General features: G+C 68.9%; 18 protein-coding genes. 12 read left to right on the top strand and 6 right to left on the bottom strand.

Annotation, left to right across the window (positions count from 1 at the left end; genetic code table 11):
* Nucleotides 1-2 precede the first annotated feature (2 nt).
* From ACFDS3_RS01210 to ACFDS3_RS01195, 4 genes are all read left to right on the top strand, one after another.
* Nucleotides 3-1,070, top strand: a complete 1,068-nt coding sequence (locus ACFDS3_RS01210; RefSeq protein WP_375260559.1) for an FAD-binding protein — start codon at nucleotides 3-5, stop codon at nucleotides 1,068-1,070.
* A gap of 7 nt (nucleotides 1,071-1,077) precedes the next feature.
* Nucleotides 1,078-2,451, top strand: coding sequence for a glycolate oxidase subunit GlcF (gene glcF / locus ACFDS3_RS01205; RefSeq protein ID WP_375260504.1), 1,374 nt, complete (start codon nucleotides 1,078-1,080; stop codon nucleotides 2,449-2,451).
* Between the two features lie 67 nt (nucleotides 2,452-2,518).
* Nucleotides 2,519-3,307 carry a trypsin-like serine peptidase gene (locus tag ACFDS3_RS01200; RefSeq protein ID WP_375260503.1) on the top strand — a complete coding sequence of 263 codons (789 nt, stop codon included), beginning with the start codon at nucleotides 2,519-2,521 and terminating at the stop codon, nucleotides 3,305-3,307.
* 177 nt (nucleotides 3,308-3,484) lie between these two features.
* Nucleotides 3,485-3,946 (top strand): Hsp20 family protein, encoded by a 462-nt coding sequence (locus ACFDS3_RS01195; RefSeq protein WP_375260502.1) that lies wholly within the window; start codon nucleotides 3,485-3,487, stop codon nucleotides 3,944-3,946.
* Here ACFDS3_RS01195 and ACFDS3_RS01190 read toward each other — a convergent pair.
* Together ACFDS3_RS01190 and ACFDS3_RS01185 are read right to left on the bottom strand one after the other, a co-directional pair.
* Complete coding sequence (locus ACFDS3_RS01190) at nucleotides 3,879-5,015, bottom strand: aldo/keto reductase (protein WP_375260501.1); 1,137 nt, start codon at nucleotides 5,013-5,015, stop codon at nucleotides 3,879-3,881. The genes ACFDS3_RS01195 and ACFDS3_RS01190 overlap by 68 nt on opposite strands.
* 96 nt (nucleotides 5,016-5,111) lie before the next feature.
* The gene (locus ACFDS3_RS01185; protein ID WP_375260500.1) at nucleotides 5,112-6,590 is read right to left on the bottom strand and encodes an NAD-dependent succinate-semialdehyde dehydrogenase; all 1,479 of its coding nucleotides are present in this window, start codon (nucleotides 6,588-6,590) and stop codon (nucleotides 5,112-5,114) included.
* Between the two features lie 125 nt (nucleotides 6,591-6,715).
* On the opposite strand from ACFDS3_RS01185, the gene ACFDS3_RS01180 reads away from it, so the two are divergent.
* Nucleotides 6,716-7,531, top strand: a complete 816-nt coding sequence (locus ACFDS3_RS01180; RefSeq protein WP_375260499.1) for an alpha/beta hydrolase — start codon at nucleotides 6,716-6,718, stop codon at nucleotides 7,529-7,531.
* 38 nt (nucleotides 7,532-7,569) lie between these two features.
* On the opposite strand, the gene ACFDS3_RS01175 is transcribed toward ACFDS3_RS01180, so the two are convergent.
* Nucleotides 7,570-10,086, bottom strand: coding sequence for an ABC transporter permease (locus ACFDS3_RS01175; RefSeq protein ID WP_375260498.1), 2,517 nt, complete (start codon nucleotides 10,084-10,086; stop codon nucleotides 7,570-7,572).
* The gene (locus ACFDS3_RS01170) at nucleotides 10,083-10,772 is read right to left on the bottom strand and encodes an ABC transporter ATP-binding protein (RefSeq protein WP_375260497.1); all 690 of its coding nucleotides are present in this window, start codon (nucleotides 10,770-10,772) and stop codon (nucleotides 10,083-10,085) included. The genes ACFDS3_RS01175 and ACFDS3_RS01170 overlap by 4 nt, the downstream gene beginning before the upstream one ends.
* On the opposite strand from ACFDS3_RS01170, the gene ACFDS3_RS01165 reads away from it, so the two are divergent.
* The 6 genes from ACFDS3_RS01165 to ACFDS3_RS01140 are packed head-to-tail and all read left to right on the top strand — an operon-like array spanning nucleotide 10,771 to nucleotide 16,649.
* Entirely contained in the window at nucleotides 10,771-11,448 is a 678-nt protein-coding gene (locus tag ACFDS3_RS01165) for an arylesterase (protein ID WP_375260496.1), read from the top strand. The genes ACFDS3_RS01170 and ACFDS3_RS01165 overlap by 2 nt on opposite strands.
* A gap of 58 nt (nucleotides 11,449-11,506) precedes the next feature.
* A complete protein-coding gene (locus ACFDS3_RS01160; protein ID WP_375260495.1) occupies nucleotides 11,507-12,910 on the top strand; it encodes an FAD-binding oxidoreductase in 1,404 nt (467 codons plus the stop codon).
* 37 nt (nucleotides 12,911-12,947) lie between these two features.
* Nucleotides 12,948-14,147: a hypothetical protein gene (locus ACFDS3_RS01155; RefSeq protein WP_375260494.1), complete on the top strand. Its 1,200-nt coding sequence runs from the start codon at nucleotides 12,948-12,950 to the stop codon at nucleotides 14,145-14,147.
* A 59-nt stretch (nucleotides 14,148-14,206) separates the two neighbouring features.
* On the top strand, nucleotides 14,207-15,052 hold the full coding sequence (locus ACFDS3_RS01150; protein WP_375260493.1) for a prephenate dehydrogenase: 846 nt from the start codon (nucleotides 14,207-14,209) through the stop codon (nucleotides 15,050-15,052).
* On the top strand, nucleotides 15,049-15,900 hold the full coding sequence (locus ACFDS3_RS01145; RefSeq protein WP_375260492.1) for a prephenate dehydratase: 852 nt from the start codon (nucleotides 15,049-15,051) through the stop codon (nucleotides 15,898-15,900). The genes ACFDS3_RS01150 and ACFDS3_RS01145 overlap by 4 nt, the downstream gene beginning before the upstream one ends.
* An 11-nt stretch (nucleotides 15,901-15,911) precedes the next feature.
* Nucleotides 15,912-16,649, top strand: a complete 738-nt coding sequence (locus tag ACFDS3_RS01140) for a hypothetical protein (protein WP_375260491.1) — start codon at nucleotides 15,912-15,914, stop codon at nucleotides 16,647-16,649.
* 3 nt (nucleotides 16,650-16,652) lie between these two features.
* On the opposite strand, the gene ACFDS3_RS01135 is transcribed toward ACFDS3_RS01140, so the two are convergent.
* Both ACFDS3_RS01135 and hemC read right to left on the bottom strand, forming a co-directional pair.
* Complete coding sequence (locus ACFDS3_RS01135) at nucleotides 16,653-17,300, bottom strand: phosphotransferase (protein WP_375260490.1); 648 nt, start codon at nucleotides 17,298-17,300, stop codon at nucleotides 16,653-16,655.
* 16 nt (nucleotides 17,301-17,316) lie between these two features.
* Entirely contained in the window at nucleotides 17,317-18,255 is a 939-nt protein-coding gene (gene hemC, locus ACFDS3_RS01130; RefSeq protein ID WP_375260489.1) for a hydroxymethylbilane synthase, read from the bottom strand.
* A 94-nt stretch (nucleotides 18,256-18,349) separates the two neighbouring features.
* On the opposite strand from hemC, the gene hemE reads away from it, so the two are divergent.
* The gene (hemE, locus tag ACFDS3_RS01125; protein WP_375260488.1) at nucleotides 18,350-19,378 is read left to right on the top strand and encodes a uroporphyrinogen decarboxylase; all 1,029 of its coding nucleotides are present in this window, start codon (nucleotides 18,350-18,352) and stop codon (nucleotides 19,376-19,378) included.
* The last annotated feature ends 60 nt before the right edge of the window (nucleotides 19,379-19,438 follow it).

Genomic DNA, 19,438 nt, shown 5'->3' with positions numbered 1-19,438 from the left:
TGTTGCAGCCCGAAACCGAGAGCGACCTCGCCCGGATGATCCGCAGCGCCAACGCGCCCTTGGCCGTGCGCGGCGGCGGCACCCGCGCCCCGGTCGAGGCTGGCGACCTGACGACCCGCGGCCTGACGGGGATAACCCTCTACGAGCCCGGCGCACTGACGCTCGTGGCGCGCGCCGGAACGCCGATGGCCGAAATCCACGCAGCCCTCGACGCGGAAAACCAGCGCCTCGCCTTCGAGCCGTGGGAGGCGGCAAGCGTTCTGGGCCGCTCCGGCACCTCGACGCTGGGCGGCTGCATCGCCACGAACGCGAGCGGCCCACGTCGCATGGTGGCCGGTGCCGCCCGCGACGCCGTGATCGGCGTGCGCTTCGTCGATGGCGAGGGGCAGGTGGTGAAGAATGGCGGCCGGGTGATGAAGAACGTCACCGGGCTCGACCTCGCCAAGCTCATGTGCGGCTCGAGCGGTCGGCTCGGCGTGCTGACCGAGGTCGCGCTGAAGCTGCTGCCCGGTGTCGCGGCCACGGCGACACTTGCCGCCGATGGCCTCTCGCCTCAGGCCGCCGTCGATGCGATGTCGGCGGCGCTTGGCACGCCATTCGAGGTGACGGGCGCGGCACATGACCCCGCCGCCGGCACGTTCCTGCGGATCGAGGGCGACGCCGAATCCGTCGCCTACCGCGCGGAACGCCTTGCCGCCGCATTGCCCGATGAATGGCGGCAGATCAACTATGACGCGTGGCCCGCGATTCGGGATGCGACCGCCTTTGCAGGGGGCGAGGGCGACCTCTGGCGCCTCTCGGTCCGCCCCTCTCATGCGCCGGCGCTGGTCGCGGCGCTGCCCGGTCGCTGGTTGATGGACTGGGGTGGCGGTCTCATCTGGGCCGAGGCGCCTCCCGGCACCGACCTGCGCGCATCGATGACCTGTCCCGGCCACGCCACTCTCATCCGCGCCGCGCCAGAGACGCACGCCCGGCTCGGCACGCTCCATCCCGAAACCGCGCCCGTCGCACGCCTGACCGGCGGGATCGCCGAAAAGTTCGACCCCAAGCGCCTCTTCGCGCAATCGTGAGAGAGACATGCAGACCCGTTTCACCCCCGAGCAGCTGACCGACCCCGACATCGCGCGGTCGAACCAGGTGCTGCGCGCCTGCGTTCATTGCGGATTCTGCACCGCGACCTGCCCGACCTACAAGGTGCTGGGCGACGAGCTCGATTCCCCACGCGGGCGCATCTATCTGATCAAGGACATGCTCGAGAACGGTCGCCCCGCCGACGAAAAGACCGTAAAGCATATCGATCGCTGCCTGTCCTGCCTCGCCTGCATGACGACCTGCCCCTCGGGCGTGCACTACATGCATCTCGTCGATCACGCGCGGGTGCATATCGAACGCACCTACCGCCGCCCTTGGCGCGACCGCTCGCTGCGCTGGATGCTGGCCCGCGTGCTGCCTTACCCCGGGCGCTTCCGGCTGGCCCTCCGCGCCGCAAAGCTGGGCCGACCGCTCAGGGGGCTGATGCCTGACAAGCGGCTGAGGGCGATGCTCGACATGGCGCCGCCCCGGCTGGCGCGGAGGTCCGACGTGGATCGTCCGCAGACCCACCGCCCCGAGGGCGAGACCCGGATGCGCGTGGCGCTGCTGACCGGCTGCGCGCAGTCAACGCTCGACCCCGCGATCAACGAGGCGACGGTGCGGCTGTTGACGCGGCTGGGTTGCGAGGTCGTGGTGGCCGACGGCATGGGCTGCTGCGGGGCGCTGGTGCACCACATGGGAAAAGAGCACGAGGCACATGCCTTCGCGAAGGCCAACATCCGGGCGTGGCAGAAGGTAAAGCGCAATGGCGGGCTCGACGCGGTCGTGGTGAACACCAGCGGATGCGGTACGACGGTGAAGGACTACGGGCACATGCTGCGCACGACCGACATGGCCGAGGAGGCTGCCGAGATCAGCGCGCTGGCCTGCGACGTCTCTGAACTGCTCGCCCGGTTGCTGCCGGGTACGGAGCGGCTGCATACCCCGAACGAGGCCGCCGAACGCGTTGCGGGGATCGAGGCGCAGGCGCCTGCGGCGGCAGGGCAGGGACCGGTGCGGGTGGCGTATCACGCAGCCTGTTCGCTCCAGCACGGGCAAAAGGTGCGGGGCATGCCCAAGTCGCTGCTCGCCCGTGCTGGGTTCGAGGTGGTCGAGCCGAAGGACAGTCACCTGTGCTGCGGATCGGCCGGCACCTATAACCTGATGCAGCCCGAGATCAGCGCAGAGCTGAAGGCGCGCAAGGTTGCGACGCTCGAGGCGAAGGCGCCGCAGGTGATCGCGGCGGGCAATATCGGCTGCATGGCGCAGATCGCCAGCGGCACCGCCGTCCCGGTCGTTCACACGGTCGAGCTGCTGGACTGGGCCACCGGCGGCCCCCGTCCTGACAAGATTCCGCCCGATTTGCCCCGACCTTTCTGAGGTTCCGCCCCATCGCGGCCATCTGGGCCGCTCAGGGTAATGGGACCGAGCCACGGAAGGTCCCACCATGCGCATCCTTGCCACCCTCAGCCTCATCGCCCTGACGCTTGTGGCTGCGGGGGCGGCAACGGCGGCGGACAGTGACCTGCGCCAGCTTGCGACCGGCGACGACGTGCGGGCGTTCCGTGCGGTCGGACGGCTCGAGATCGCGGGGCAGGGGTTCTGCACGGCGACCCTGATCGACACGCGGCTGGTGCTGACCGCGGCCCATTGCGTCACGGACGAGGCCGGCGGCGCGGTGGCCTCCGACGTCCTGGTGTTCCGCGCGGGCCTGCGGGACGGCCGCGCGGATGCCGAGCGGGGCGCGCGGCGGGTGGTGATCTCTCGCGCCTACCGCCCCGGGGCCCTGGGGACCGAGGCGCTCGCCGCGGACATCGCGCTGATAGAGCTCGACCGCCCGATCGATCCGCATATCGTCGCGCCGATCCCCGCGGGTGCGATGTCGGGCGTGCGGATCGGTGTGGTCTCTTACGCGCATGACCGGGCAGAGCGCCCCTCGCTGCAACAGGAATGCCGCCTCCTGGCGCGCGAAGCCGGGGCGCTGGTGATGACCTGCGACGTCGATTTCGGCTCGTCCGGCGCGCCGGTCCTGCGGTTCGACGGCGCTGTGCCGCAGGTTGTGTCGGTGGTCTCGGCCAAGGCCGAGGCGGACGGGCGCAAGGTGTCGGTCGGAGCCGACATCGCCCATGTCTTGCCCGCGCTCCGGGCCGAGCTGACGTCCTCGAACGGGGTGTTCTGGCGCAGCGCCGACAGCGGTGCACGGCCTGAAACGGGCGCCAAGTTCGTCCGGCCCTGATCCGAACTAGGCGACTGCTTTCGCGGGATAATATCGCGCCCCGCAGACCTCTTGAACCGGATTTCGCCTCATCCCATATTGCTGATGTCGGACGCCTGTCGAGGGTCCGGCCGCCGCCTGTCCCCGAAGGGGAAGGCAACGAAAATTGGTGATCGCTTAACGCAAGGATGAACCGATATGCGAACCTTTGATCTTGCTCCGCTGTACCGTGCCACCGTTGGCTTCGATCAGATGGCCGACCTGATGGACCGCGTTCTGCGTGACAACGCGAATGCGCAGACGACCTACCCGCCCTACAACATCGAGAAGACCGGCGACGACGCCTGGGCCATCGAGATCGCCGTGGCGGGCTTCACCGATGACGAGCTGAACGTCGAGCAGCGCGAGAATGCGCTGATCGTGTCGGCGAAGAAGGCCGACGATGACTCGGGCCGCACCTACCTGCACCGTGGGATCGCCACCCGCGCCTTCGAGCGCCGCTTCCATCTTGCCGATCACGTCCGTGTCGAAGGTGCCCGCCACGTCAACGGCATGTTGATCGTCGAGTTGAAGCGCGAGGTGCCCGAGGCCCTCAAGCCCCGCCGCATCGCCATCGAAGCTGCGCCGAAGACGGTCGAGCACCAGGTCGCGGCCGGGTAAGCCAGACCTTTGACTGGCAAAGGCCGCGCCCAGCCGGGCGCGGCCTTTTTCGTGCGACGCTGGCTCCGTCCGGCGTCGGCGCGTCGGGGTGGATCAGCTCTTCTTCCTTGAGCGCGTCCCAGAACGACGGATCAACCGGGTTCGCCATCGCAGCCACGTCGTCGATCGCCTCGTCCGGGCGCCCCATGCCCACGACCACCGCCTGGCAGACATCGGGGGCCTTTGCGAATTGCAGCGCCGCAGCCAGCACGTCCACCCCGTGGTCGAAGGCAAGCTCCTTGATCTTGCGCCGCTTCTCCATCCGCGTGGCCGAGATCATCGTGTTCTCCGGGCCGTAGTGATAGCGGTGGACACCGGCAAGGAAACCCGCGTTCAGGGCCGAGCCGATGACGAAGCTGTTGCCCTTCTCGCGGGCCTTCGGGAACACCGTCTCGACCGCCTCGTCGTGCTCGATCAGGGAATACTGGCTGGCCAGAAGGTGCAGGTCGGGGTCGCTGTCCTCCATGCATTTCAGGATCGGCTCGGGGCAGTTGACGCCCATCCCCCAGGCCTTGATGACCCCCTCGTCGCGCAGTTCGCAAAGCGCGGGGAAAGCGCCCCCGACCGCTTCGGGCCAGACTTCGTCCCACGGCTTGGGCAGGGCGCCGTTGTCGGGCGACAGGTCGTGGACATAGACGATGTCGATGCTGTCGAGGCCGGTGCGCTGCAGCGAATCCTCGATCGAGCGCATTACGCCGTCCCGGCTGTAGTCGTAGACCTCGGCATTGGGCGAGGGCGAGAACGGCATCTGCTGCTGGTCGCGGTGTTCGCGCCCGGCTTTCAGAAGACGGCCGATCTTGGTGGACATCACGAAGCTGTCGCGCGGCTGGTGGTGCAGGAACTGGCCGTAGCGACGCTCGGCCAGGCCCAGCCCGTAATGGGGTGCGACATCGAAATAGCGGACGCCGCACTCCCACGCGGCGGCGAGCGTGTCGGCGGCCTGCGCGTCGGTGGTGACGCGGAATTCGTTGCCCAAGGACACGCCGCCCATGCCGAGGTCATGGGGCAGGCGGTAGTGGTCGGTGGTCATGGGGGATCCTGTCGTCGGTTTCATGGTCCGAACGGGTTCGGCGCCATGCTGTTCCGCGACAGGAAGGGCCGCCCGTCCGGCGGCCCTTCGCAGGCGTCAGATCTCGACGTCGAGGCAGACGTATTTCATCTCGAGATACTCGTCGATGCCGTGCCGCGAGCCCTCGCGCCCGAGGCCGGACTGCTTCACTCCGCCGAACGGCGCGACGGGAGTCGAGATCAGGCCGGTATTCACCCCGACGATGCCGTATTCCAGCGCTTCGGAGACGCGGGTGATCCGGCTGTAGTCCTTGGCGAAGAAATACGACGCGAGGCCGAAGATCGTGTCGTTGGCCAGCTGGATGCCCTCTTCCTCGGTCTCGAACCGGAAGAGCGGGGCGAGGGGGCCGAAGGTCTCCTCGGTCGCGAAGGCCATGTCCTGTGTCGCGCCGGTCACGATGGTCGGCTGAAAGAAGGTGCCGCCCATCTCGTGCCGGTCGCCGCCATAGATCACGTCGGCGCCCTTGGATTTGGCGTCGGCGATATGGTTCTCGACCTTCTGCACCGCATCCTCGTCGATCAGCGGACCGAAATCGACCTCGCCTTCGAGCGCGTCGCCCACGCTCATCTGCGACACCCGGTCCTTCAGCTTCTGCGCGAACGCATCATAGACGCCCGATTGCACGTAAAGGCGATTGGCGCAGACGCAGGTCTGTCCCGCATTGCGGAACTTGCAGGCGATGGCGCCCTCGACCGCCTTGTCGAGATCGGCATCGTCGAACACGAGGAAGGGGGCGTTGCCACCAAGCTCCATCGAGGTCTTCTTTACCTGATCGGCCGACTGCTTCAGCAGGATGCGCCCCACCTCGGTCGAGCCGGTGAAGGTCAGCTTGCTCACCTTCGGATTCTCGCAGAACTCCTTGCCGGTGCCCGAGCTGTCGGTCGAGGGCAGGACCGACAGGACCCCCTCGGGCAGGCCGGCGCGGGTCGCCAGCACGCCGAGCGCCAGCGACGACAGCGGCGTCAAGGATGGCGGGCGGACGACGAAGCTGCACCCGGCGGCCAGCGCGGGCCCGGCCTTGCGGGTGATCATCGCGTTGGGGAAGTTCCAGGGCGTGATGGCGGCAGCGACACCCACAGGCTGCTTGATGACGTGGATGCGCTTGTCGGGGGCATGGGAGGGGATGATCTCGCCGTAGATGCGGCGCCCCTCTTCGGCGAACCACTTGATGAAGCCCGCGCCGTAGATCACCTCGGCCTTGGCTTCGGCGACGGGCTTGCCCTGCTCGGCCGTCAGGATGAGGGCGAGGTCATCGGCATTTTCGACCATCAGGTCGTGCCATTTCATCAGGATGTCACGGCGATCCTCGGCGGTGCGTTTCGCCCAGGCCTTCTGCGCTTCGTAGGCGGCGTCGATGCCGCGGCCGATATCCTCGCGCGACAGGTCGGCGACCTCGGCCAGGACGTCGCCCTTGGCGGGATTCGTCACCCGGAACGTCTTTCCGCTTGCGGCGTCAGACCATTTTCCTCCCAGATAGGCGCGGCTCTGCAGCAGTTCGGGATCGGACAGGCGGGAGGCAAGATCGGTCTGGGCCATGGGAGAAACCTTCGGTTTGGAATGATGGCAGGCGTCTAAGGGGCGGGTGTGGCCGCGAGTTCCATGCCGCAACGGAACTGCGCCGCGTGTATGTTACTTCATCAAGAGGGCGGTGAAGGTGCGGCATGAAAGATATGGAACGACTCATGGCGCGGGACGCCGACTATGACAACAGCGGCGCCGTGCCGGACGCTGCCCGGTTCGGGCCCATGTGGCACGACGAAGCGCAGAATTTCCGAGACAAGCTGGGAGAGCGTGCCCGTTGCGCCATCCCCTACGGCGCCACGGCGCGCGAGAAGCTGGACCTGTTCCTGCCCGTGGGCGCGCCCGCAGGCCTCGTCGTGTTCGTCCACGGGGGATACTGGCGCTCGAAGCATCGGCATGACTGGTCGCATTTCGCCGAAGGCGCGCTGGCGCGCGGGCACGCCGTGGCCATGCCCTCGTACACGCTTGCCCCCGATGCACGCGTCTCGCAGATAACGCTGCAGATCAGCCAGGCCATCTCTGTTGCGGCGGACGAGGTGCCCGATGGGCCGATCCGTCTGGCAGGCCATTCGGCGGGCGGACACCTGGTGGCGCGCATGCTCTGCGCGGACCCGATGCTGCCGGTGGCGGTGGTCGACCGGCTGACGCATGTCCTGCCGATCTCACCCGTCTCGGACCTGCGGCCGCTGTTGAGCCTGTCGATGAACGACGACTTGAACCTGACGGCAGAAGAGGCGGTGCTGGAAAGCCCGATTCTCTGCGAGGTGGCCCATCAGAAGCCCGTGACTGTGTGGGTCGGTGGCGCCGAGTTGCCCGCCTTCCACGACCAGGCGCGGTGGCTGTCCGAAGCCTGGAACGCGGCCTTGGTCATCGACGAAGGGCGCCATCATTTCGACGTCATCGACGGGTTGCGCGGACCCGACACGCCGATGATGCGGGCTTTGTTCGCTGATTGAGAGGGCCGGCGGGAGCAAGCGCTCCGATGGGTCCGCAGTCAATCCTGTGCGCGGAGGATTTGTGCAGGACGGGCGGCCAACGGACCCCAGGCGAAGGCAAGGCCGGCGAGTAGCGTCAGCAGAACCCCGCCCGCGATGATGGCCAGGGCGGACATGGGCGCGAAGCGGTAGCTCGTCTCCATGATGTAGACCGACACACCCCAGCCGGCAGCCGCACCGGCGAGAGTCGCGACCAATCCGGCGGCAAGGCCGAGGATCGCCCAGCGGAGGGCGAAGCTCGCCAGGATTGTCGCGCGCGCGGCCCCGACCGTCTTGAGGATCGACGCCTCGTAGGTCCGGCCCCGCGTCCCCGCCGCCGCCGCGCCGATCAGCACCACCGCCCCGGTGACGAGCGTTGCGGACGCGCCGTAGGTGATCGCCGCGGCGACCCCCGCGAGGATGTCCGACACCCTGTCGATCGCGTCCCGCACCCGGATCGCGGTGATGTTCGGGAACTGGCCGGCGATGTCGCGCAGGATGCGGGCTTCGGCCTCGGGCGCGGCATAGATGGTGGCAATCCACGTGTGGGGTGCGCCCTGCAGCGCAGCGGGGTTCATCGAAAGCACGAACCCGATTCCGGCGGTCGAGAAGTCGACCTCCCGGAACGAGGTGATCTCTCCCTCAATGTCGCGGCCCAGGATGTTGATCTTGAGGCTATCGCCCAGCTCCAGCCCCAGTTCGGCGGCCTCTTCGGCAGCAAAGCTGATCTGGTTCGGCCCATCGTAGTCCGCAGGCCACCACTTCCCGGCAGTGATCGCCGTCTCGGGCGGCGGGGTCGGGGAATAGGTCACGCCGCGATCGCCGCGCAGGACCCAGTGCTCGCCCGCCACCTCTTCGGCGTCCTGGCCGTTGATCTGGGTGATGACGCCGCGCAGCATGGGGGCGGCCTCGACCCGTTCGACCTGTGGGTCGTCTTCGAGGGCGCGGATCGTGTCGATCTGGTCGGGCTGGATATCGACCATGAAGTAGGCCGGCGCGACGTCGGGCAGGTCGCGCTGGATCGCGGCGCGAAGGTTGGCGTCGATCTGCCCGACGGCGGCAAGCACCGTCAGCCCGAGGCCGAGCGACAGCACGACTGCGGCAGCCTCGCCCGAGGGGCCACCGACCGCGCCGAGCGCGGTGCGCAGCGCGGTGTTCCCGTGCAGCGCGGGAAGGCGCGCGAGCCGCCGGGCGAGGCGGCGCACCCCCCAGGCGGTGGCGAGCAGCGCCAAGAACGCGGCTAGAAGCCCGCCCGCGGTATAAAGCGTGAGCGTCGGGATGCCCGACAGCAGCGCCGCGGCCCCCACGAGAATCGCGAGGATCAGGACCGTCGCGACGATATAGCCGCGCCGGGGCAGGCCGCCCGGCAGGCCGCCGGCCTCGCGAAACAGCGCGGCGGCGCGGATGTCCTGCGCCTTGGCGAGCGGCCAGAGCGTGAAGAGCGCCGCGGCGAGGGTGCCATAAAGAGCGGCCTCGATCAGCGCCATCGGGTAGATCGAAATCGCGGCCGGGACCGGCAGGCGATCCTGAATCAGCGGCGCAAAGGCGACGGGCAGGGCGGCGCCGATCGCGAGGCCCAGAACGACCGCGATCGCGGTAATCGCGCCGATCTGGAGCGTGAAGGCCAGGAACAGCGTCCGTGCTTCGGCTCCCAGCGTCTTGAGCGTGGCAATCGTCGCGGTCCTTTCGACCATGTGCGCGCGCACGGCCGATGCGACGCCGACCCCGCCGACAGCCAGCCCCGCCAGCCCCACGAGCACGAGAAACGCCGACAGCCGCTCGATAAAGATCTGGATGCCGGGGGCGCCGTTGCGGCGGTCTCGCCAGCGGTAGCCCTCGTCGGGCATGGCGGCCGCTAAGCTCTCGCTTGCCGCGTCGAGGTCGGCCCCAGAGGGCAGGCGGAGGCGATACTCGGTCTCGTAGAGGGTGCCGGGCTGGAGCAGGCCGGTGCCTTCCAGGTCCTCGGTCAGGACAAGCGTGCGCGGGCCAAGGTCGAAGCCGCCGGCGGTGTTGTCGGGTTCGGTCACGATCCGGGCGGCGAGGCGGAAGGTCTTGTCGCCCAGCGTGAAGGTTTCGCCCACGGACAGGCCCAGGCGGTCGGCCAGGATCGGGTCCATCGCGGCTCCTGGCGGGTCGCCTGCCGTCGCCTCGGCCAAGGGCTGCGGCGGGTCGAGACGGAGCGTGCCGTAAATCGGGTAGGCGTCGTCCACGCCTTTCACTTCGGTCAGGGCGCGGTCGTCTCCGACAGCGACCATCGAGCGGAAGTCGACGATCTCGGAGACCTCGCTCAGATCTTCGAGGGCCGCGCGCTCGGCCTCGGTTGCGAAACGATAGGTGAACTCGACGCTGGCATCGCCGCCCAGAAGTGTCGCGCCTTCGCGGGCCAGCCCCTCAGTGATCGCCTCGCGGACCGACCCCACGGCGGCGATCGCGGCAATTCCGAGTGCGAGGCAGGCGAGGAAGACGCGAAAGCCCCGCAACCCACGCCGGAACCCGTTGCGCAACTCGCGGCGGGCGATGCTCAGGGCTGGGGTCACTCCGCCGCCTCGGCGGTGCGCGCCAGACGGCCGTCCTCCAGCCGGATCGTCCGCTGACAACGGGCGGCAAGGTCGGGCGCGTGGGTCACGAGGATGAGCGTCGCGCCGTGACGCTCGTTGAGGCCGAAGAGCAGGTCCATGATCGTCTGGCCCGTGGGGCCGTCGAGATTGCCGGTCGGCTCGTCCGCCAGCAGGATCTCGGGCCGGGGTGCCGCGGCGCGAGCGAGGGCGACGCGTTGCTGCTCGCCGCCCGACAGCTCGGACGGATAATGGTGCAGCCGGTGACCAAGGCCGACGGCCTCGAGTTCGGCCGCCGCGCGGTCGAACGCGTCACCGTGCCGCGCCAGTTCCAGCGGCGTCGCGACGTTTTCCAGCGCGGTCATCGTCGGGATCAGGTGGAAGGACTGGAACACTACGCCCATATGGGATCGACGGAAGCGGGCGAGCGCGTCCTCGTTCATCGCGGTCAGGTCATGACCGAGCGCGTGGACGGTGCCGCCCGTGGCCCGCTCGAGCCCGCCCATGACCATGAGGAGCGACGACTTGCCCGACCCGCTTGGCCCCACCAGCCCCACCGTCTCGCCCCGGCGCACGTCGAGCGTGACGCCCTTCAGGATCTCCAACGGCCCGGCATTGCCGTCGAGTGTGAGTTCCGTATTAGCGAGCGTGAGAATAGTGTCGGACATGTGTGTCTCCGTACTGCGTTCCGCATATGGGGCCGGGGCAACCGCGCTCAAGGCGGGCGCGCTGATCTGTCTGGCCGGGCCCGCGCTGGCAGAGGTCACGGTCGCGGCGCTGGGCGACTCGCTGACGCATGGCTACGGCCTGCGGCAGGACGAGGGCTTCGTCCCGCAGCTTCAGGCGTGGCTGGACGCCAAGGGAGCCGAGGTCGAGGTCATCAACGCCGGTGTCTCGGGCGACACGACGGCGGGCGGGCTCAGCCGTGTCGACTGGACGCTGACCGACGACGTGGACGCATTGATCGTGGCGCTGGGCGGGAACGACCTGCTGCGCGGGATCGACCCGGCCACGTCGATGGGCAACCTCGACGGTATCCTCGCGGCGGCGGACGAGGCGGGCGTCGAGGTGCTGCTGGTCGGCATGGAGGCACCCGGCAACTACGGGCAGGACTACAAGCGCGCCTTTGACGGGATGTATGGCGATCTGGCCGCGAAGTGGGGCGTGGCGCTTTCCGACAACACGTTCCTTGGTTCGCTGATGGCGATGGAGGACCGCGAGGCCGCCACCGCGACCTACATGCAGGGCGACGGCATCCACCCCAACGCCGAGGGCGTGAAGGTGGTCGTCGAGGCGCTGGGCCCCGCCGTGCTGGACCTGGTTGAGCGCGCCGAGGGCGACTGACGGGGTGGCGCCCGCCCGGCGCTTGGGCAATGCTGCGCGCCGGCAAGGAGGGTGCGCCATGGACATCGTTGAGACACTTCGCGGTATCGTCGGGCCTTCGCACGTCCTGACGGGCGACGACGCGGCGCCGTTCGCGCGGGACTGGACTGGACAGTACGAGGGCGCCCCCCTCTGCGCCGTGCGGCCGGGCTCGACCGAAGAGGTTGCCGCGGTCGTCAAGACAGCCGCGGCGGCAGGGGTGCCCGTGGTGCCGGTCGGCGGCAACACCGGCCTGATGGGTGGCACGCATGCGCCGGGGCGGATCGCCGTCAGCCTCGAACGGATGAACCGCATCCGCGAGATCCGGGACGGGGCCCGCATCGCGATCGCCGAGGCCGGCGTTGTCCTGAGCCAGCTGCACGAGGCCGCCGAGGCGCGTGGGCTGGTCTTTCCGCTGACCTTCGGCGCCAAGGGGTCGGCCCGGATCGGCGGCGTGCTCGGCACCAATGCGGGCGGGTCGAATGTGCTGCGCTATGGCAGCACGCGGGCGCTGTGCCTCGGGCTCGAAGTCGTGATGCCGGACGGGCAGGTGCTGAACGGCATGACGGAGCTGGTGAAGGACAACTCCGGCTACGACCTGCGCGACCTGTTCATCGGGGCCGAAGGGACGCTGGGGATCGTGACGGCCGCCGTCCTGCGCCTGCATCCCAAGCCACTTGCCTATGCGACGGCGATGGTCGCAACCCCCTCGGTCGGCGCGGCGCTGGAGCTTCTGAACCGGCTTCAGGGTGCGACGGGCGGGGCGGTCGAGGCGTTCGAGTACATGCCTCGCAGCTATTGGGCTGGCTGGAGCGCCCGCCATCCCGACGCCCGCGCGCCCTTTGTGCAGAGCTATGACCATACGGTGATGGTCGAGGTCGGCGCGACCGCGCCCCGCGATGCCGAGCCGGGGCCGGACGGCACGGTGCCGATCCAGGCCTATCTCGAGGATGTGCTGGGCGAGATGATCGAAGCCGGCGCGGCGCTCGACGCGGTGGTTGCCCGGTCCGGGGCGCAGCGGCGCGAGATGTGGGCGCGGCGCGAGGTGGCGGGCGAGCTGTCGCTGGGGTTGGGGCCGTTCGTGCTGACCGACGTGTCGGTGCCGCTCGACCGGGTCGAGACGTTTCTCGATGAGAGCTACGCCCGGCTCGAGACCGACGACCCCGACGTGCGCCATCTGGTGGTCAGCCATCTGGGGGACGGCAACCTGCACCTGACCGTCTGGCCCTCGGACGGCGATGCCGGCCACGACCGCGTGATGGAGATCGTCGAGGGCGTCGTCGCCGAGCTTGGCGGCTCGTTCTCGGCCGAGCATGGCATCGGGCTGGGAAAGAAGTCGGCGATGGCGCGGCGCAAGGATCAGGTCGCGCTCGAGGTGATGGGCAAGATCAAGGCGGCGCTGGATCCACAGGGCATCATGAATCCCGGGAAGGTGCTTCCCTGATATTGCGCGGGCGCGCGGGCCGTGCCAAGCGGCGCTCATGCAGGCCATCCGACTGATCGCGAGGGACCGGGCGCTTCAGCTCATCACCCTCGCATTCCTCCTACACGGCAGTTTCGCCGCCTCGCTGGTGCCCTACCGCTCGCTTCTGGGGGTGGAGTGGTTCGGGCTGTCCGACGGCATGTTCTCGCTGGTGTTTGCCTGCGGGTCCACGCTCAGCCTGTTCTGCGCCATCGGCGTGGGGGTGCTGACCGACCGGACCGGGCGGCGGCGCAACGCGGCACGGCTGGCTTCGGCGGCAGGGGTCGCGGGCGCGGCGCTGGTGTTCCTTGTGAACGAGACCTGGGCCTTCGTCGTCGCCCACATCCTGCTGTTTCCCATCGGGATGACCCTGTTCGCCCAGCTTTTCACGCTGGCGCGCCTCGCGGCGTCCGTCCACCCGCCCGAGGTTCGGACGGGACTTCTGTCGGCGATCCGTGCGGCCTTCGCAGTGCCCTTCGTCGTCGTGCTGCCCATCTGGTCGGTCGTGCTGTCGGCGGGCGTGCCGCTGATCTGGGTCTATGGCATCTGCGCGATAGCCGAGTTGACCACGCTGACGCTGTTCATCCTGGCCTGGCCGGCGGATGGACGGACGCTGTGGAAGGACGCGCCGTCGGGCCTGACGCTTGTGGGCGCGCTGCGCGAGCTGTCGGCCCCGCGGGTGGTCGGCGGGGCGGCAATGGTCGTCCTGGTGTTGTCGGGAGTGCAGATGTACCTGATCCTCGTCGGCCTGATCCTGACCGGGTTCGAGGGGCGCGATGCCGGCGACGTGGCGATCTTTGTCGGCGCCGTGGCGGCCTTGGAGATCCCGTTCATGCTGGCGATGTCGGGACCCTTGCAGCGCTTCGGGCAGGTCCGGGTGATCGCCTTCGGTGCGCTGATCTATGCCGCCTTTGTCGGGCTGATGCCGGTGCTCGGCCCGCTTCCGATCGTCTGGGTGCTGCCGCTGCTGGGTGCGCTGGGCGGCGCGGTGATCCTGACCGTGCCGAACGCCTACCTGCAGGACCTGATGGACGCGCGACCCGGCGCCGGGGGCTCGCTGATCGCTTTGTGCAACCTCGCGGCTCAGCTGTTGGCCGCGGCGCTGTTCGCGGCCGGGACGGCCGTGGGCGGATATGGCCTTGTGGCGTGGATCGGGGCCGCGGTCGTCGCGGCCGGTGGTGTGGGCCTGGCGCTGCGGGGCACGCCAAGCCGCGCGTGACACCATTGTCATCGCGCCCGGGGCCTGTAAGACAGGGCCGCACGCACGCGAGGAGCCTCATGAACGCCCCAGACCGCATCGGTATCGTCGGCACTGGCCTGATCGGCGCGGCGCTTGCCGCGCTCGTGGCTCGACGTGCGCCGAATGTCGCGATCGAGGCGGTCGAGCCGCAGGGCGCCTATCGCGAGACGGTCGCCGCGCAAATGCCCCGGATCACATGGCGGCACTGTGCCGAGGACCTCGCGCCGTGCGACATGGTTTTCCTGTGCTGCCCGCCGAATGCCGTCCAGCCGCTGGCGCGCGAGGTGCTCGCCGCGGGCGAGGGGCTGGTGATCGACGCAGGCTCGGTCAAGGGCCGCATCGTCGAGGGTCTCTCGGACGCGCCCCGCTTTATCGGCGGCCATCCCCTTGCCGGCGGCAATCGCCCCGGACCCTTCCGCGCCGAGCCGGACGCGCTGGTCGCCGCGCGCTTCGTGCTGACCCCGCACGCCGGCAATGCCGAGTCCGAGATCGAGCGGGTCGAGAGCTTCCTTGCCCGCCTCGGCTTCTCGGTGGTGCGGCTGAATGCTGCGGCGCATGACCAGATCGTGGCGCGCACCTCGCACCTGCCGCACCTTCTGTCCTACGCCTATGCCGGACTCCTGTCCGAGATGGACCCGGACGAGCTGGGGATCTTCGCGTCGCGCTCGACCCGGACCATGTCCCGCCACGCCGCGCAGAACACCCGCATGTGGGGCGAGATCCTCGAGCAGAACGGCCCAGCGGTCTCGGCCGCTCTGGACGAACTGATCCTTGAACTGATGACCCTGCGCAATGCCTTTGCCGGCCGCGGGGACAGCGTGGCAAAGCGCCTCGAACCGGCCGCCCAGACGGCCGCGATCCTCAACGGGAGCAACGACGAATGACCAAGATCGGCTATCTCGGCCAACCCGGCAGCTATTCGCACCAGGCCGCCACGCAACTGCGCCCCGAGGGCGAGCACGTGAACTTCCCCTCGTTCGAGGAACTCGTCGCCGCCTGCGAGCAGGGCGAGGTGGCCGAGTCCGTGCTGCCGCTGGAAAATTCGGAATCCGGCCGCATTCCCGACGTCCACCGGCTGGTGGTGTCGATGGAGCTGTTCATCGTCGGCGAGCTGCTGCTGGACGTCAGCCATTGCCTTGTGACCTGCGGCCCGGCTGTCGAGGCCGAGATCCACTCGATCTTCTCGCACCCGCAGGGGTTCCTGCAGTCGTCGAAGTTCCTGAAGGCGCGCTTCCCCGACGCGCAGCGCCGCACCCGGTCCGACACGGCCAGCGCCGTGCGCGAGGTCGTGGCCAGCGGCGACCGGCACATCGCGGCCATCGGGTCCGAGTTCGCCGCCAAGCACTATGGCGGCACGGTCTTGCATCGCGGCATCTCGAACCGCGAGGACAACATCACCCGCTTCGTGATCGTCGGGAAGGAAGCGACCTTCGACGAGACCGACGACATGTCCTCGCTGATCATCCAGGTCGGCCACAAGCCGGGCAGCCTCGTCCATGCACTGGCCGTGTTCGGCAACCACGGCGTGAACATCACCAAGCTCGAGACCTACATGATCTCGGAGCGGACCGAGCTGCCGACCTTCTACCTTGATATCGGCTGCGGCGGCCAGGCGCAGAAGCTGATCGACGCCATGTCCGAGATCGAGCCGCACATCTCGTATTCCAAGTTCCTCGGCTCTTACAAATCCGATCCGCGCCGCTCGGGCCGGAACGGGTTCCTGAAGCCGTGACGGAGATGACCATGACCAACGAGAAATTCGCCGACATCGCCTTCTTCGTCCCCGAGGAGAAGGCCAAGTTCGACGCCTTCGCCCGCGGCCGGTCGATCGCCGAACTGGGCAAGCTGGTCCTGTCGGTGCGCGGTGCCGAGCATGTGGGCGCTGCGGCCGAACCGCTCGCAGCCGCCTACCTGATCACCAACCTGCTGCTGATGAGCCGCGCGCAGCGACGCATCGCCAAGCTGGTCATCCTCGATATGGAGGGGACCGACCGGGCAGAGCTGTTCCCGGTGACGAACGCGCTGCGCTACTTCCTGATGGAGGATTACACCCAGCTCGACAATTTCGACGCATGGGTGACCTCGCTGAAGGAGGTGGCCGCCGTCTCACCCCGGCTTCGCGACGAGCTGAGCGACCTGTCGGATTTCATGACCTCGTCCGAGCTGGGCGATGCGGGATCGGGGCAGCGCAAGGCGGAAACGATGCTGGCCGTCCGCTCGCCCGATTTTGCCGAGGATCAGGGACTGATGGCCGACGTGGGCAACCCGTTCATGGTCCGCTTCCACGCCGCGGGCCAGGAAAGCCTCGATGTGCTGAGCCAGTCCGTGCACGGCGAGGCGTTCTCGCTGCGGGTGGCGAACTCGCGCGACGTGATCGTGATCGAGATCGACGGCAAGGATGTCGAGAAGGGGATCGCGCAGTGGATCGCGCGCCTGGACGACGTTCTCGACAACGCGCTTCTGGGGCTGAAGTCCGCCTGATCCTCAGCCGATCAGGCGCACAGCGAGCCTTCGGGCGCGCTCGGGCTCTGGCGTCCACAGGATCGCGACCTGCCAGGCCAGCCGGGCGCGGATGGCCTCGTCACTGTCAGCGGTGTCGAACATCCCGACATCGCGGCGGCAATTGTCCCAGCCGACGAGGCCGGGGCGACCGTCTTCGCACCAGATCAGGTTGCGCGCCGTCATGTCGCCGTGAACGATGGACAGCGGCAGGCCCTTGAGCGGCTGCCATGCCGCGCGGCAGGCGGCGGCGATGTCGCCGGGCAGGACGCTCATGTCGATGTCGCCGCTCTCGTCCGCTTGCAAAAGCGCCTGCGAGGACCGGAAGTCGGGCCGCTGCGGCACCCGGCGCGTCAGGTCGTGGAACATCTTGATCTGCGCGCGGACCTGCGACAGCTCGTCCGGGGCGAAGGGACGGCCGGGCATGTCCGGCTCGCAGGTCCACCCACGCTCGACCAGGCGGCCGTTCACGCCCGGGACGTGGTGCGCCACGGCAAAGCCCGCCCGTTCGGCAAGGTCGTGCACGTCGGCCAGCCACGCCACCGCCTCTTCGCTGCGCGTGGTGGTCCTGAAGAGCAGCTCGCCGCGCCGAACGCGTCGAGGGCCGGCAGGCGGAGGGGCGGCGTCGCTCATTCGGTCGCGGGTCGCGTCATTTCCAGTCGAAGAAGCCGTCGCCGGCGCGGGACAGAAGCGCGTCGGCCAGCTGGCGGCCCATCTCGGGACCGTCGGCGATGGGGCCTTCGATCTCGTCCGCGAGGCATTCGGACCCGTCCGTGCGCAGGATCTCGCCCCGAAGGCGCAGCGTGTCGCCCATCAGCTCGGCCAGCCCGGCGATCGGCGTCTCACAGGACCCGTCGAGCCGGGCGAGGAACGCGCGCTCGGCCGCGAGGCGCAGGCCGGTGTCGTGGTCGTGGATCGCCGCCAGCATCTCGGTCACGCGGTCGTCGGCGACGCGCCGTTCGATCCCGATGGCGCCCTGCGCGACGGCCGGCAGCATCTCGTCCTCGGGGATGGGCAGGCGGGGCACGTCATCGTCGCCGAGGCGGTTGAGGCCCGCCATGGCGAGGAAGGTCGCGTTGGCCACGCCATCCGCCAGCTTGCGCAGCCGGGTCTGCACGTTGCCGCGGAATTCAACCACGGTCAGGTCGGGCCGCCGGTTCAGAAGCTGCGCCTTGCGTCGCAGCGACGACGTACCCACCACGCGTCCTTCGGGCAGCTCGGCCAGCGTTCCGCCGTCGAGCGAGATGAACGCGTCGCGCGGGTCCTCGCGCGGGAGGTACGTGTCGAGCGTCAGCCCCTCGGGCTGGGCGACGGGCATGTCCTTCATCGAATGGACGGCGATGTCGATCTCGCCCGACAGCAGGGCCTCTTCGATCTCGCGCGTGAAGAGGCCCTTGCCGCCGATTTCCTTCAACGGGCGGTCGATCACGCGGTCGCCGGTGGTCTTGATGGTGACGATCTGGAACGCTTCGCCGGGCAGGTGGAAGGCCGTCGCCAGCCTGTCGCGCGTCTCGTTGGCCTGGGCAAGCGCCAGCGGCGAGCCGCGCGTGCCGATCTTCAGCGGGGTGTTCGGGGTGGGCATGTCCATGGCCCAAAGCCATAGGACGGCAGCCGGGGCGGGGCAACGGGCCTTGACACAGGCGCCAGCCCCCGTGACCAAGCGCGCGACCGGACGGAGGGCCATGATGACCAAGAAACTGCTGCGCGCGCTCGGGGGCGAAGTGATGGACGTGCCGCCCGCGTGGATGATGCGTCAGGCTGGGCGCTACCTGCCCGAATACCGCGAAACCCGGGCCAAGGCCGGCGACTTCCTGTCGCTATGCTACAACCCCGAGCTTGCGGCCGAGGTCACGCTGCAACCGATCCGCCGCTTCGGCTTCGACGCGGCGATCCTGTTCGCCGACATTCTGCTGGTGCCCCAGGCGCTTGGCGCCGACCTGTGGTTCGTCACCGGCGAGGGGCCGCGCCTGTCGCCCATCGACGCACCCGATGGGGTGGCGGCGCTGAAGCCCGTCGACGCGATCCACGAGACGCTGTCGCCGATCTACGAGACCGTCCGCATCCTGTCGCGCGAACTGCCCGAGGACGTGGCGCTGATCGGCTTTGCCGGCGCGCCCTGGACGGTGGCGACCTACATGATCGCCGGGCGCGGCACCCCGGATCAGGGGCCGGCCCATGCGCTGAAGGACGCCGACCGCGCCAGCTTTGACAAGCTGATGGAGCGGATCACCGAGGCGACGATCGAATACCTCTTGGCGCAGATCGACGCCGGAGCCGAGGTGGTCAAGATCTTCGACAGCTGGGCCGGCTCGCTGAAGGGCGATGACTTCCTCCGCTATGCGCAGGAGCCTGCGGCGCGGATCGTGGCGGAGCTGAAGGCGCGGCATCCGGGCATCCCCGTCATCGCCTTCCCGCGCGAGGCGGGCGAGCATTACGTCGGCTTCCACAAGGCCACCGGGGCGGATTGCGTTGCTCTCGATAATTCCGTCGATCCCGAGTGGGCAGCGTTGAACGTGCAGGTGTCGGGCTGCGTGCAGGGCAACCTGGCGCCGGGTCACATGGTGACGGGTGGGCAGGCGCTGGTGGACGAGGTGCGGCGCATCCGCGCGGCTTTTGCGGGCGGGCCGCACGTGTTCAACCTGGGCCACGGGATCACGCCGGATGCCGATCCCGAGAACGTGACCCTGATGCTCGAGACGCTGAGGGAGTAGGAACCGGGCGGTGCCTTGGCCGTTGCCGGGGCATGCTCGCTTTCCTTTCAGACCATTCCC

It is taken from the genome of Palleronia sp. (assembly GCF_042089775.1).
GTDB lineage: Bacteria > Pseudomonadota > Alphaproteobacteria > Rhodobacterales > Rhodobacteraceae > Palleronia.
The sequence above is the reverse complement of the archived record's forward strand: the minus strand, read 5'-3'. Positions and strand labels throughout refer to the sequence as shown.